The sequence below is a fragment of the Chryseobacterium elymi genome (assembly GCF_003385495.1).
GTDB classification, from domain to species: Bacteria; Bacteroidota; Bacteroidia; order Flavobacteriales; family Weeksellaceae; genus Chryseobacterium; species Chryseobacterium elymi.
In genome coordinates, this window is the sequence record NZ_QNUH01000010.1 from 87,710 (window position 1) to 102,493 (window position 14,784).

The 14,784-nt window shown below is 34.8% G+C and carries 10 protein-coding genes; 7 read left to right on the plus strand and 3 right to left on the minus strand.

Going from position 1 to position 14,784, the window contains the following annotated elements; genetic code table 11:
- The first annotated feature begins 77 nt into the window (after positions 1 to 77).
- Positions 78 to 2,045, plus strand: a complete 1,968-nt coding sequence (locus DRF60_RS12960; protein WP_116012453.1) for a tetratricopeptide repeat-containing sensor histidine kinase — start codon at positions 78 to 80, stop codon at positions 2,043 to 2,045.
- Positions 2,035 to 2,679, plus strand: a complete 645-nt coding sequence (locus tag DRF60_RS12965) for a response regulator transcription factor (protein ID WP_116012454.1) — start codon at positions 2,035 to 2,037, stop codon at positions 2,677 to 2,679. The genes DRF60_RS12960 and DRF60_RS12965 overlap by 11 nt, the downstream gene beginning before the upstream one ends.
- 46 nt (positions 2,680 to 2,725) lie before the next feature.
- Here DRF60_RS12965 and DRF60_RS12970 read toward each other — a convergent pair whose 3' ends face one another.
- Positions 2,726 to 3,148 carry a hypothetical protein gene (locus DRF60_RS12970; RefSeq protein ID WP_116012455.1) on the minus strand — a complete coding sequence of 141 codons (423 nt, stop codon included), beginning with the start codon at positions 3,146 to 3,148 and terminating at the stop codon, positions 2,726 to 2,728.
- Between the two features lie 225 nt (positions 3,149 to 3,373).
- Here DRF60_RS12970 and DRF60_RS12975 point away from each other — a divergent pair, with 225 nt between their 5' ends.
- The 3 genes from DRF60_RS12975 to DRF60_RS12985 all read left to right on the plus strand — a co-directional run bounded on the left by DRF60_RS12975 (position 3,374) and on the right by DRF60_RS12985 (position 5,993).
- On the plus strand, positions 3,374 to 4,012 hold the full coding sequence (locus tag DRF60_RS12975; RefSeq protein ID WP_116012456.1) for an alpha/beta hydrolase: 639 nt from the start codon (positions 3,374 to 3,376) through the stop codon (positions 4,010 to 4,012).
- A 121-nt stretch (positions 4,013 to 4,133) separates the two neighbouring features.
- Positions 4,134 to 5,462 (plus strand): PDZ domain-containing protein, encoded by a 1,329-nt coding sequence (locus tag DRF60_RS12980; RefSeq protein ID WP_116012457.1) that lies wholly within the window; start codon positions 4,134 to 4,136, stop codon positions 5,460 to 5,462.
- Positions 5,463 to 5,465: 3 nt separating this feature from the next.
- Positions 5,466 to 5,993 carry a hypothetical protein gene (locus DRF60_RS12985; protein ID WP_116012458.1) on the plus strand — a complete coding sequence of 176 codons (528 nt, stop codon included), beginning with the start codon at positions 5,466 to 5,468 and terminating at the stop codon, positions 5,991 to 5,993.
- Here DRF60_RS12985 and DRF60_RS12990 read toward each other — a convergent pair.
- Positions 5,986 to 7,023 (minus strand): L,D-transpeptidase, encoded by a 1,038-nt coding sequence (locus DRF60_RS12990; RefSeq protein WP_116012459.1) that lies wholly within the window; start codon positions 7,021 to 7,023, stop codon positions 5,986 to 5,988. The two genes, DRF60_RS12985 and DRF60_RS12990, sit on opposite strands and share 8 nt — an antisense overlap.
- A 1,112-nt stretch (positions 7,024 to 8,135) precedes the next feature.
- Between DRF60_RS12990 and DRF60_RS12995 the strand changes: the two genes are divergently transcribed.
- Positions 8,136 to 9,794 (plus strand): NUMOD4 domain-containing protein, encoded by a 1,659-nt coding sequence (locus tag DRF60_RS12995; RefSeq protein ID WP_123902682.1) that lies wholly within the window; start codon positions 8,136 to 8,138, stop codon positions 9,792 to 9,794.
- Between the two features lie 181 nt (positions 9,795 to 9,975).
- Positions 9,976 to 10,179, plus strand: coding sequence for an ISAon1 family transposase N-terminal region protein (locus DRF60_RS21950; protein ID WP_449384867.1), 204 nt, complete (start codon positions 9,976 to 9,978; stop codon positions 10,177 to 10,179).
- Positions 10,180 to 10,429: 250 nt separating this feature from the next.
- Here DRF60_RS21950 and DRF60_RS13000 read toward each other — a convergent pair whose 3' ends face one another.
- Positions 10,430 to 14,737 (minus strand): PKD domain-containing protein, encoded by a 4,308-nt coding sequence (locus DRF60_RS13000; protein WP_116012461.1) that lies wholly within the window; start codon positions 14,735 to 14,737, stop codon positions 10,430 to 10,432.
- Between the last annotated feature and the right edge of the window lie 47 nt (positions 14,738 to 14,784).

Genomic DNA, 14,784 nt, shown 5'->3' on the forward strand with positions numbered 1-14,784 from the left:
TAAAATCAGGTATTTTATTTGCTGAAATTTTTAATTAAATTGAGCAGTTTTAAAAAAAATATACAGATCCAGATCCAATGAAGAGATTACTTATTCTATTAAGCTTATTATTGTCTTTTACTTTACAGGCACAGGTTATCCCTCTTGATGAGAAATCTTATGTAGACAGCTTACAGAATATTACAAAGACGGCAGCAAATACTTCAAAAGCAACAGCATTTTTTCTTCTATCAAATTATTACAGAAACAGTGATTCTCTTTTAAGCAAAAAGTACCTGACAAACGGGAAAGCATTCATTAAAAATGATGTTTTTCTTACAGCTAAATATGATTACTACGAAGGACAATACAATCTTGACCGGAATAAAGAAAAGGCAGCCCGTTCCTATCAAAAGGCCATTAAGGCATTATCAGAATTAAAAACCAGGCAATCTGATTTCTATCAGTCTTTGGCCTGGTATAGCTATGGGGTGACGCAAAAAGATAAGGAAGGCTACCCTTTTTTAGTAAAGACCGTCGTTGAAAAATGTATTCCATTGATTAAAAAATATGGAAACAGCAGAAACTTGGGATTTGCATACACTCAGCTTGCGATCATCCTTACGTACAATGCACAGTTTGAAAAGGCCGGTAACTACAATAATAAAGCTTTAGAAATTCTTGAGAAGAACTATCCCGGCTCTGCTGAATTATTTTATACCTACTTAAATTCCGCAAGCAATTTCTGCTACCAGGCCAAAGGAAATGAAGCTAAAAAGTTTCTGGACAAAGCTGAAAAATTAATTACGCCTTATCCTGAATCGTCATCCAACTCGTTTTATTATTATGGTAAAACACTTTACTATATTACCAAGCAGGAAAATTCAGAGGCATTATCCATGATTGAAAAAGGGCTTTATTATACCAAAAAATTTAATCAGAATCTTCAGGCACAAATGTTCTATTTTAACAAGTATGATATTTTAAAGAAACTAAAAAGGTATGAGGAAGCTAAAAATGTTCTGGAAGATATTTTAACAGAAAAATCTCTTGTTCTTGATCTTAATAACAGAAAAACCATCTATAAACAACTTTCAGCATTGAATGAAGAAATGGGAAATGCTAAAGAAGCTTTGATGTGGGAGCAGAGATATTCTAAACTCAATGACAGCCTGAGCAGTGAAAATGTAAGACTTGAGATTAACAAAATTGAAGCAAAATTCAATACTGCTGAAAAAGAAAGAAAAATAGCGACGCTGAACGCCGAAAAGAATCAGAAAGATCTGGAAATGAATAAGAAGAACTCTTATTTATGGGGACTGAGCCTTATCTTATTACTGGCGTTAAGTCTGTTGGTTTTCCTTTTTATCCTGTTCAGAAAGAATAAAAAAATCTCTGAACAAAGAATAAACGACATTAAACAGAAGGAAGAACTGTCTCTTACCAAAGCTATTCTTGATGGTGAAGAAAGGGAAAGAGAGCGTATTGCCAGAGACCTTCACGATGGTTTAGGCGGAATGCTTGCCGGCGTTAAAATTAATTTTTCTACATGGTCATCCAGCCATTTACACCCTGAAAAAGATAAAGACTTTTATACGATTTTGGGACAATTGGACCAATCTGTAGGTGAACTCCGCCACATAGCAAGAAACTTAATGCCTGAATCACTTCTTAATTTCGGCTTGGAAACAGCCTTAAATGATCTTTGTGAATTTTACTCCAGAAAAGATTTAAACATTGATTTTCAATCTATTAACATTAAGAAAGATCTACCTCTAAATATTCAGCTTAATATTTACAGAATTGTACAGGAGTTATTGGCAAACGCCCTAAAACACGCTGAGGCCAGCAGTATTCTGCTTCAGTGTTCCCAGTCCGAAGAACGCTTTATGATTACCATTGAAGACAATGGAAAGGGGTTTGATCAAAAAATTGAGCAGACGACAAAAAGTATGGGGCTCCGAAACTTAAAAAACAGGGTGAATTATCTGAAGGGTAAAATGGAGGTAGGTTCCGACAGCCAGGGTACAACGATTAATATTGAACTTAACACGGATGGAGAATAAAAAAATAAATATCGTCATTGTAGACGACCACCCCATTGTGATAGAAGGGTTAAAAATGATGCTTAACAGCCAGCTTGGGTTCATTGTTTCCAAAAGTTTTGCTTCGGGCTCGGAAATGATTGATTGTATTATGAATCATAAAGTAGATATTATCCTTTTGGATATTACATTACCTGATGCCAATGGTACAGAGCTTTGCCGGGAAATAAAGAAAATATCGCCGGATACTTCAGTAATCATGTTCAGTAACCGTTCTGAAAGAAGTATTATCATGCAGTCTATACAAAACGGTGCCAGCGGTTATATTCTTAAAAACACCTCTATAGATGAACTGGTGGTATGCATTCAGGGTGCCTATTCCGGAAATATTGTTTTCTGCAATGAAACTAAGCAAATCATCAGCAAACCTTCTCAAAACGATTTACAAGTGCCAAGGCTGACGAAAAGGGAAAAACAGATTCTCCAAATGGTAGCTGAAGGTAAAACCAGCATGATCATTGCAGATGAACTTTTCCTGAGTCCGCTTACCGTAGATACCCACCGTAAAAATTTGTTACAGAAGTTCCATGCAAAAAATTCTACCGAACTCATCAACCTTGCTGTCCAACAAAATATGATTGAAAACAGTAAATAAAAAAACCGCTTAAAAGCGGTTTGATCATTTATAATAAGTAAATATCTTACAATTCTAAGAAGCTGTAATCAATGGAAGCGACCATAGGCCCCGCTCCTACTTTCTTATCAGTTCTTACGATTTCGCCATCTATCCAAAGATTCACAACCAATTCAGAATCTGCATCCGGAAGATCGGCTTTGGCATCAAGATTTAACTGAGCCTGGCTGGAATTTACAAAGAATTCACCGCTGGTCCAAACAGTTCCTACAGGATCGAAAATATCAGTTTTAGATGTTCCTACCTGTGTTACGATAGCTTTAATAACTCCTCCGGCAGTTGTTTTTACTTCAAACTGGACAACATGATCTTTGAATTCTTCATCGTCGTCATCCTTTTTACAAGAATTCACTACAGTAATTACCGAAAATAATAAAACGAATAAAAAAGAAAGTCTAAGTAAACTTTTTGATTTGTAAAATTGCTTCATTTCTCCAAATAGATTTTTAATGTTTCAAATATAAGTTTTTTATTAATATAAAAATAACTTTTATGAAAAATTTCCAATAAAGTTTTCTAAATAATATCAAATCAATAAAAAGAACAATTACAGTAGCAGCCTATATTTGAGCGTGTATTCAACTAAGTTATCAAGTGCAAAACCTGGAACCTAAGTTTTGAATTTACAATATGATTTATTAATTATATTTGCTGTATGAATTTAGATTATATAGTAAGAGAACCGGAACATATCACTCCAAATACTACCGTCCTTTTCATGCTACATGGCTATGGCAGTAATGAGCAGGATCTTTTCAGCTTTAGGGAAACTCTTCCCGTCGACTGGCTTATTGTAAGCTTCAGGGCACCCAGAAATACCCAGTTTGAGGGATATTCCTGGTTTGATATTGATTTTAACAATCCTGAAAATTTCATTGACATTTCCCAGGCTAAGGAATCTTTAGATGCAGTGCTAGAAAATATTCTGAAAATTGTGAATCATTACGGTCTTATTGAAGGTAAGGTACATTTGTGCGGCTTTAGCCAGGGCGGAATACTCTGTTATGCTTTAGCCTTAAAGCACCCCGATCTGTTCAATTATGTGGCTTGCTTAAGCAGTTATCCTGAGGAAAAGCTTCTGGACGGTATTGTGAAAGACAAAAAGAAGCTGGAAAGACTCCGTTTCTTTGTATCACACGGAACAGATGATGCCGTTATCCCGATGGAATGGGGAAGAAAAGCGGCAGATCTTCTGTATGACCTGAGCTGTTATTTTACGTTCAGAGAGTATATGAGCGGGCACGGTGTGAATCAGAAAAACTATATGGATCTGATGGATTTTTTCTCAAAATAACATCAGTCCATGTAAAATAATTTTCAATCAACACCACCGCTTCATTGCAGTTTATACAAACATTCCTGTTTTTGGAATGTTTTTTTATTGATAGTAAGGATAATTTCAGTAAATTCAGTAAATGAAACTTTTGTTTTTTTTACTGACATTATTCTTCAGCATTTTTATAGGTGCGCAAAATTCTTTTGAACTGGTTAACGTTAAAAAAGCTGTCATTCCTTTTAAGCTTATCAATAATCTTATTTTCATCCCTATCAATGTTAATGGTGCCGAGCTTACCTTTATGCTTGATACGGGAGTAGCGGAAACGATTCTTTTCAGTCTAGAGAATAAAGAGATTAAGCTGGAGAATATTGAGAAGATCAAATTTTCTGGGCTTGGAGGAAATGTAAGCATAGACGGTTTTAAATCCGATCGTAATATTGCAAAAATAGGTGATCATATTATCAATTCTTCCATGCTTCTATTTATTGTCATTGATGAAGAGTTCAATATTTCATCTCATATCGGAATTCCAGTGAACGGGGTTATCGGGTATCATTTTTTTAAGAACCATCCTATTTCGATTGATTACACCTCAAAAAAAATAACGGTCTACCAGGATTCCAATGCGTTCAAAAAGAAGGTCCGAAAGTTTGACGAGCTTCCCATGAGTGTGGAAAAAGACAAACCTTACATTAATGCTGATGTAGAAATGACAAGGGAAAAGAAAAGCTCGAAACTGCTTATAGATCTTGGCAACAGTGATGCTATATGGCTTTTTCCGACCCTTATCAAAGATTTTGTGTACAACAGGCCAAATATTGATGATTATCTGGGCCGCGGGTTCAATGGAGATATTTACGGTAAAAGAAGCCGTATCCATAATTTTTATCTCGGGAATTTCAAGTTTGAAAAGCCGCTCACAGCAATGCCTGATGAATATTCTATCCAGCATGTGAATCTGGTAAAGGATAGAAAGGGATCTGTCGGGGGAGAAATAATGCGTAGATTTTCGGTCGTTTTCGATTATACAGACGGAAAATTATATCTGAAAAAAAACAGGAACTTTAATGATCCTTTTCATTTTAATATGAGCGGACTGGACTTTAAGCAGGATGGGCTGGAATGGCAGGAAGACCGGGTGAAAATAGAACCTAAACAATTATCGGAAGCTTCTTCCGGCACTGAAATTTCAATGGGAAATAACTTCCAGTATAAATTTACATTGAAACCTATTTTTTCTGTTGCAGGAGTAAGAAAAGATTCTCCGGCATTTATTGCAGGACTGAAAAAAGATGACCGCATCATCACCATTAACGGGAGCCGGACTTCCGATATGACCATGGAAAAGATCATGGAGCTTATGAAATCTGATGAAGGAAGAAATATCACAATGGTGATCCAGAGAAAGAATAAGGAAATGACATTTAGTTTTGTGTTAGAAGACCCTATACCCTATCAAGATTAAAATATGAAAACCGAAGAAAGCACAATAGACAAAATAAGAACCCGCCCAAGATTCAAGATGTTTACGCATCTTACCAAAGAAGAATATGCGGAGAACCTGAAAAAATACCTTGCAGACCATAAGGATGAATTTTCCGGAAATATCAACAAGGAAATGGCCACGATCTGCGTTGAAACTGAATATGACAATTACTGGAAACCCAGACTGTCTTTACGGATAGAAATTGAAGATGATGAGACTGTTATACGGGGAGTATTTGGTCCCAGCTCTGCGGTGTGGACTTTTTTTATGTTCCTTTATTTTTTCTTTTCTATCATGTGGATGACTTTTTTCACCATGTATTACGTGGAAAATCAAATAAAAAGCGCTGAGTTCCCGTGGGCTCTGAGCGCTTCATTTGTTATGTTGTTCTGTATCTTTCTTACCTATGCAGCGGCCAGATTCGGACAGTACAAAGGTAAAGAAGAGATGCTTAAGCTTAGAAAGTTTGCTGAAGAATCTACTTCACAGTTTGAAAAGAAAATTAATTAGCAGGAACTTCTACAGGTTTTTCATCCTGGATTGGAACCGCCATAGCTTTAGCTGTTTTGATGGAGTCAGCTACTTTTTCCCTGTTGTCCTGTTCCTTGATCATTTTATCAATATGGGGCTCCAAAAGCTTGGTCATTTCTTCCACTGAAATATTATTGGCATTGGGATCATCCAAAAGCTTTCTCCATGGTTTTCTTCCACCCCATTTGTAATCTCCGAATACCATCACAGGTGTTCCTTTTGCTTTGGTTGTAGCACCTCCGGGATTCAGAATCCAGGTATCTGCATAAGAATACAGCCACTGTGCATCCTTCATCAATAAACGCAAACATGAATGTGATGCCGGATAACCGGGAAGATCATACTGATGCCATCCAATACCTCCGATATTATGAATATTAAAGTTATAAGGAAGCTTCCATTCACTGCTTACCGTTGAAATGGAAAGTTTCTTTTTCCAGTTGGTAAAAGTAAGTCCACGCGTTGTCTGCGCAGCTTTTTTTCCCATGCTTGTTGGTCCCCATTTAACAAGGCTGCCATTGGAATAAACCCCGTAAGCCTGTATAGGATAGGAAAAGATGACGAATTTTTTCACCCCGCTCAGTATATCAATCTGCATTGGAAAAGGTGAGTACTCCATGAGCGTTGTGTCTATTTTTGCAGGAACTACCAATGTATCGGCGTTCCATTTATTTTTAGAATCAAGCCTATTTAATGCCAGAATTGCATAACGTTCCTTCTCACTGTATTTTTTACTGAATTCTGCATAGATGGAATCTCTTAGCTTTTTATCTTTAGGAAGAACAAGGGCATTATAAAAACCGTTTTCCTGCATTGCCGGCGGTACAGACTCTTTTTTCACTACAGAATCTTTCTTAATAGAATCTTTTTCTACAGCAGAAATTTCTGACGAAGAAACCGTATCTTTAAAAGTATCGCTTAATTTTTCGATTTCTTTCTTACAAGAAATCAGCATTGCTGCGCAAAACAGGGCGTATAAAAATGATTTTTTCACAGATATGTTTTTCATAAATAAAACAGGTCATTTAGTTTGGTTACCCATTGCAAATATCAGACCTTAATTTGAATCTCAAAAGACATTATAAAAAATACCGTAAAAAAACGGTATTAAGCATATTTATCTATTTTCCTTGATTTCGTAACTATAAACTTGTTTAAACTTTTATTTTCCTGAGAAACAAAAATAGAAAAAGCCAGATAATGTAGATTCCTAAAATCAGAGTCTGCATTAAGAAATAATCCTTTATACTCTATATCTGCATCATTTAGAAGGCCGAAAATCTCATCTAAATTTTCTTTAATATTACATAAATCATGATCCTATCCGCTTATTGAATTCTCATTGAAAGCATTTACCCTTGGTTATCACAAAGGAAAATACAATTACTGATCTTGGATCATTTTCTTCCCTGATATCCTATCGATTCCCCCCTGTCCTGCTACGGATATGATTTCCATCCAATTGAACGCTGGAAAGATCCAATTTTTTTTATTGTTCTGCAAAAGAGAAATCCAAATTCTTTTGAAAGAACCGTCTTTACATCATTTATTGAAATAATAATAAATCAATTGCCAGCTTATTGTTTCTTTTGAAAAAATATTCTTTGAGACTTAATTCGCGCCATTGGCAATCTGCTTTCAATCGTTTAATAATGAGTTTAAAGATTTTTCCTAATCAAATCTCATAGAAAACCCTCGTTTGCCTTTGTTTAAATAAGGTAAAATCCATTTTTCCAGTTTATCTTTGCTTATGAGTTCCAGATTTTAGTTCTTTTTTTGCAACTCTAAATTGCTAATTTTTTGGAAACTCTAAGTTTAAACAGGTTCAATATAGAATAATTTTCAGGTATGAATAAGTATCAATTTAATGAAGCATCGTATTGATTAAAGCCTATTAAGCTTCTGTAGCTTTTTGAGAAGCAGAACATAAAACATAAGCCTGTCTCGCTCTATCGGCATGTCAATAAATTCATATGCAAATTTGGCCCCCTATGTGATATTTACCATCAGTATCTTATCATATTCTATTATGTACCTAAAGATATTTTGATCTTATAAAATTTCGTGTTAAATTAGTTTTTGAATTATATCAAAATAATTTCCAATAAAAATTTCCAATTAATGAAATTACCTACTGAATTAGGAGATAAATATATAGAAACAGTTCTTTCCAATCTTTCCTTGGAAGATCTTCCGGGTGAAGAGTGGAAACTGATAGAAGGTTTTGAAAATTACAGTATTTCAAATTATGGAAGGGTGAAAAGTCTGGAACGCTGGGTTCCAAATCCCCAGGGAGGAAAGCAGAAAATATTAGATAGGATTATGAAACTACAAGCTTTGAAATATTTTAATAAATATCTAAATGCCCATTTTTATAATGTGAGATGCAACCTTTCTATTGAAGGGAAATCATATGGAAAATCAGTAGCGCGGTTGGTGTACTATCATTTTGTTGAAAAATTTGATATGGATGACCATTCATTTCTTATATCTTTTAAAGATGATAATCGGTTTAATGTACATTTTAGCAACCTGGAAAAGCTAACTGTAAGTAAGTTGCATAGTAAATCACTGAGCGCTGGTAGAGGAAAGAAAGGGAACTATCAGCAGGCAGTAAGCCAATATACGGTTCATGGTGATTTTGTGGCTACTTATGAAAATATTTATGCAGCAAGTGAAATTCTTGGAATTTATCCCCCTCATATTCTATCAGTACTCAATAAAAAAAAAATTACCACAGGAAGATTTTTATGGTTTGAGAAAGGATATAAGCCTACTAAAGAAGATTTCATACCGGAGAGAAAAAGTAAACCGGAAAAGATACTCAATACAATACTTTGGAAAAGGCTCGGACAGCCGCTTATTGATGAAAGCAATCCACCAGCCTGCATGAATTTATCGCTGAAAAATCTTCCCGGTGAAAGATGGAAGCCGTTTCCAGGTCTCGAAGAATATTTTAACATTTCCAATAAAGGAAGAGTAAAACGGTTAAACACCTGGACACAGAATGTAAGTCAAACTTTTTGGAAAGAGCATATTATCTCGCTCCTTGTAAAAAAGTCTGATAGTGAAAAATATTTTCTTTATACTAAGTTAAGTTGTAATGGAAAAAGCTATAATATAGCAATTACTCGAATACTTTATTATTGTTTTATAGAAGAATTTGATCTTAAAGACAGACATCTGGTGATCGTCAACAAAAATGACCCACAATGGGATTTAGATATTTCGAAATTGACCTTACAGTCTGTTACTAACATCCTTACTGAAAGAAATAAACTGTATGCTACTAAGCTTAGGACCGTACTTAATTCCAAAGAAGTATTCAACAATTCTCTTTGGGAAAAACTGGATAAACCCCGGATTAATAAGAAGAGTCCTCCAGCCGTTTTCGATTTAAATTTAAGAGATTTACCGGATGAATCTTGGAGGCCGTTACCCGGCTTTGAAGGTAAATATGTTATATCTAATAAAGGCAGGGTAAAACGTCTGATTGGATGGAGATCTGGTGTTGAATTTTATGAAGAGGAACAGATTCTATCTCTGAAATTAAAAAAAACAGATTCTCCTTATCTTTATTTTAATCTTCGTACGAATGAAGGACGATTTAAAAAAAGACTTCCAAGAATGCTTTACTATTGTTTTTTTGAAGAATTTGATCTGAATGACAGAACACTATGGATAATTAATGAAAATGAGACTCTATGGGATATGGATCTGTCAAAGTTATCGTTACGCTCAATGGCAGATGCATTGAATGAAAGGAAAACTAAAACGTAGAATATTAAACCTCTCACAATCGGATTTAGGATAGCTGGCCTATGTTTAATAGTATTTAGATTGGTACTGTAAAGCAAATCTTAATAATAATAATAATAATAATAATAATGATAAACCTTTTCAAGAAGTATGCACGATTGTTCTGGTATTAACAGGACTTTTATAGTATAAGCACTTTGATATCATCAAAGCACAAGAGCATAATGCTGAACTTCATATTTATTTTGAAGAAAAAAGCAGCATTCCTGAGGAATTAAAAGATAGATTATTAGAGTCCAAAGGTTTTTCACCTGAAATCATTGTGGATGATTATCCATTAAGAGGTAAAATCGTAAAACTTCATGTAAAAGAGGAAGATGGCCAAGAAAACCCTCTTAATTTGTAGTGAATCTATTGTTATAGCACAGTTTAAATGTTATTATTTTTACCCCTCAGTGGCTTTTAAAATCCCGTCAATAGTGCTCATTATTAAATTGAAAATCAAAATATTATTTGATTTCCAAGGAATAACTAATTAATGATGGGTGCTTAAATTCAATAAATAAAAGGCTGCTTAGTTAATAACGAAACAGCCTTATTATTTAAATATTTAATATATCCTCACATTTAGTCAATATACTATAACATCAAAGTTTTTATTGTTTGATAATTTTGAATGTTATTTCATTGTTTAATTGAATTATATATACACCTTCTTTTAGATTAGAAATATTGATTCGATTATCTTCAAACCTTCCTGACTTTACCAATACCCCACTCATATCATAGATTTTATATTTCATCTCTTTTTCTGTATTAATATATAAAATATCATCAACAGGATTGGGGTATAATTTAATGTCATCTAATTTTAGATTGATTGATTCCTTTTCTTTCAAAATATTTGTTTGTTTCTTTTCATTATTTTGGGCAGATGCAGGTAATCCTGAATAACGAGCTTCGTCTTTGGCACAACGACAAGATGCTCCTAAGGCTGGAGATGCCTGTCCTCCTGTCTGCATTTTACTCCAACGGATTGATAACCCAAAAGCTTTACCAACCATATCATCATCTAAGGCTGCTGTCCAGACTAATGTTTTGGGGAAATCATTTGAAACACCACTCGTAGATTCTCCTCTAATGCCTGTTCTTGGAAAAGTTCCAAGTTTATATAAAGGATCATTAAAACTCCATCCATAGTCATTTCCTATATAACTACCTCTGTAATATGAGCTATGGGTGGCTGCATTATCATTATTGTTTACAGAAAATTGATTAATACCATATCTTCCTTGGCTGTTATTAGGATCTAGTACATCTCCCAAATACCATGGAGAATAGCCTTTCCGTCCGTCATTGGCTATATGGTTTGTACTGCCATTCCCAACATATGAATAATTAAAAAACACTAATGAAGTATCTGGAACTCTCCATCCTTCAGGACAAGGATCATAAGGTGATTTTTCCGTAGCATGCCCCCATCTGTCAGTTTTCATCCCTTGCTTATTGCTGATCCAATCTTTTTTGGAAGAATTGTAAATGAAATTCAAGGGGTTTTCAACCGTATATTTTATAACCTTACTGTCTTTTTCGTTTTGTCTCAACCCCGCATCATTAAAAATAGAATTGAAATGAGAAATATCGGTTATAAATGAAGTATTGTATTGAGAAGAGGTATTACTTAAACCTTTGATCATTATATTGCTTTGATCTAAAAATGTAGGTATTGGATCTTTTCTACCCCATTGATAATGCAGCCCAATTGACTTTTCATAAGCCTGTTGTGTAGGGTTTTCTACAGGTAAAACATCAATTGCTCCTAAATTCCTATCCATAAAAATTGTTTTTAATGGTGGAACTACAGCGTGTTTTGTATGATTGATGATTTGGGAATTCGGATGGTTTACAACACTTTCCGTCTGATAGGTTATAGTGTTCTCTTCCGGATTTGTTTCTGGTGCCCAAATGTGCCAGCTCCACAGTATAGGATCTTCGTTAGAATTTCCTGCGTGAAGTGCAACTACAGCATTTCCAAATTGATTTGCATTCAGCTTAACGTTTATCTCTGAATTTTCAATAGTCGTATTAGTCAATGTGAGACTATTTATCAAATTCGCATTGGTTGTCCAAACTGCATGTACAGATAAATTACTTGGAAACTCGAAATTTTCTCCTGACAATTTTAACTTATGCATCGCATAGGCTTTTCTTGTTTTTATTTTTTGATTTTGAGTTTCATTGGTCATCACAATGTAGCTATTTGCATCTTTTGACCATTCTTTCAATAATTCATAATCTACAGAATTCGTAGCCGCTACATATTCTGTTTCAAAATCTCCTATGAATTCAAGGTTAGGATCTTTGATACATCTGCAGGGTTCGGCTCCTTTCAATGAGGTTGTTTGTCCTACTGCAAATATAAAATTTCCTTCTTGTGCCGTTTTATAATTATCTGTTCTAAACCAAAGACCCATTTCTCCGTTACTACTATAAGTTGATAATGTAGAAGTATGTAAAATTCCTCTGTTAAGCGATAAAAAATACTTTAATTGTGGTGTTTCGTTCACATAATCACCCACTTCATAAGGTCCTACAAAACAATAAGCACCAGGCATTGGCATAAATCCTAAATTCCTGTTTGCCTGATCATTAAAATCAAATCCAAGCGATGGATATACTTTAACATCTGGAAGCATGTTATTGGTAGTGGTTGCATCATAGCCTCCTATCGTAAAGTTCGAACTTGGAGAACCTATATTTTGATAGTTTTTGTTTTTATTGTTGTTTAGGAAAAATGTAGTTGAATAGTCATTCCAAATGTCATCATTTCCTCCACCTCCTCTTCCCCAAGGACTGCTTAAGTTCATTCCACCAGATGCTCCATTGGAACTGCCATAATGAGAAGGTATTCTCCAGCCATTAGGACAAGGATCAAATGCAGACTTCAATTCATAGGTTTCAGAGTCTAGCTTAAGAGCTGCATCACCTGTGTTTACACGAGAAGCGAAACCTTTTCTGGTGTCTCCCCACAAATCAAAATTAACCCTTTGCAAAACATCTGAAGCATCAACTTTGAATCTGCTGTCAGAAAACCATGTTTCTTTATTAGTACTCCCCGCGCTCCCCAAAAACGTAATCATTCTTAATGGGTTTTTTACAGCATATTTTAGATTTTGTGCTACTTCATTATGATTTCCTGCACTGTTGAAAGGTCTGAATACCCAACCGATTGGATTGGTAGTATTGTTTTCATCTATTTTTTTAAAATCTCCATATTGTTTTTCCCCTATCTCACCATATATCTCATAGCCTGTTCCGTCTTTGTACTGAAGTGGCGGAAAAGGGTCTTTTCTTCCCCATTGATACATAAGACCTGCTGATTTGTTCCAGTCATTGCCTAAAAATGAGGCATTTGTGGCTCCGAGGTTTCTATCCATCCACTGCCATTGATTATCCGGAATTAATTGTCCATTCTTATTTTTTTCAAAACCTTTTCTGTAAGTACTTCCATGGGTAGGATCATCAGTCACCCATATATGCCAACTCCATTTAATTTCTCCATTTACCTTGAAAGCAATCACGGCATTTCCTTTTCCTTTAGCTTTGTCTATCAGTATTTTAATTTTAGAATTTTCTCCGCTTCCTTCTAAGTTTACAGATTTTACAAGTCCGGAAACATCTTCCCAATATAAAGATGCATTTTGAGTACCGGCTATAATAGGTTCTCCTCCTATGTATGCATCATTATCCCACATCGCATATGCTTTTTTTACAGGAATATATAATCCATCAACATCATTTCCACTTTTGTCTTTTCCTGTAAAAATATAACTATTGGGAGCTCTTGTATTATCACAATTTTGCACATCTAGATAGTCTGAGATAGATAGCGTGGAAATTTGTCCATTTGGATAAGTAACCTGAAGTGTTGCATCATATTTTCCGGGAACAGTAAAATTAATTACCGGATTTTGGTTCGTTGAATTTAGCGTGGTTGCTCCATTGGTAAAAGTCCAGTTATATAAATTCCCTTGTGTGGATGTGGTGAAAGTAACGGGGTTTCCTATACATAGTGAAGAACTATTTGTTGTAAACTCTACTGAAGGGTTTTCTACAATGCCTGTTCCGTAAACCACATTAGCATTTACATCTATAGCCTGTCTTTGAGCCGTACTATTTGTGTAGCCAACTACTTTTAAATGATATTTACCAGGGCTGACTGGGAGTTCGTTGACAGGTGGATTCCAACTGTTGAGCCAACCATACCATTTCGTTCCATACATGAGCTCTGTACTAATTATTTGATTTTCAGTAGTCGTATTATCCTGATTTTCTTTTACCAAATAAACCCAATTTCTAAGAAATGTTAAGGCTCTGAGACTTAGTTTGGCATCCGATACTGATTCAGGAATAATGAATGATTTACTTTCATAAATATGATTTCCGGCAATCACATTATTTCCTGTTATCCATTCACTATTTTGTACACCTTGCAACAATTGGGCATAAGACCAACCAGAAGCTTTATATCTGGTTATTGGTGTACTTACCAATCCGTTAGGATCTGTATACTTCCAATCATTATCTGCTACACTAGTGATAGGCATTAATGTTCCGTCGTCATTCCTTCCGGTACTCAAATCTATTTTTGTTCTTTCCGAAATTGAAAATGTTTTGGTAACTGTAGAAATTATTTCTCCGGATGCATTTTTCACCTTCAATGTTGCAGTATAATTACCTAAACCGGCATAGGTAATTAGCGGTGCGGTATCTGTAGAAGTAATTGGGTTACCTGATGGAAATTCCCATTCATACGTTGCGCCTGATGGGACATCAGAGCTCTGATTTGTATATTTAACAGAATTGGTTGTTGTACCTGTTTCTATTAAAAACTTAGCAATTGTATTTTGTGCATTTATAAGCATTGCACAGAATAGCAAAAAAAGAAAAATACTTTTTTTCATAATGTTTTTTTAGGTTTATAAGTTTTAATATTTTTAAGACATGATGT

Coding starts and splice junctions, on each gene's coding strand:
- DRF60_RS12985 (WP_116012458.1), top strand. CDS start 5,466: ATGAAAACCGAAGAAAGCACAATAGACAAAATAAGAACCCGCCCAAGA.
- DRF60_RS12990 (WP_116012459.1), bottom strand. CDS start 7,023: ATGAAAAACATATCTGTGAAAAAATCATTTTTATACGCCCTGTTTTGC.
- DRF60_RS12970 (WP_116012455.1), bottom strand. CDS start 3,148: ATGAAGCAATTTTACAAATCAAAAAGTTTACTTAGACTTTCTTTTTTA.
- DRF60_RS12980 (WP_116012457.1), top strand. CDS start 4,134: ATGAAACTTTTGTTTTTTTTACTGACATTATTCTTCAGCATTTTTATA.
- DRF60_RS12965 (WP_116012454.1), top strand. CDS start 2,035: ATGGAGAATAAAAAAATAAATATCGTCATTGTAGACGACCACCCCATT.
- DRF60_RS13000 (WP_116012461.1), bottom strand. CDS start 14,737: ATGAAAAAAAGTATTTTTCTTTTTTTGCTATTCTGTGCAATGCTTATA.
- DRF60_RS12975 (WP_116012456.1), top strand. CDS start 3,374: ATGAATTTAGATTATATAGTAAGAGAACCGGAACATATCACTCCAAAT.
- DRF60_RS12960 (WP_116012453.1), top strand. CDS start 78: ATGAAGAGATTACTTATTCTATTAAGCTTATTATTGTCTTTTACTTTA.
- DRF60_RS12995 (WP_123902682.1), top strand. CDS start 8,136: ATGAAATTACCTACTGAATTAGGAGATAAATATATAGAAACAGTTCTT.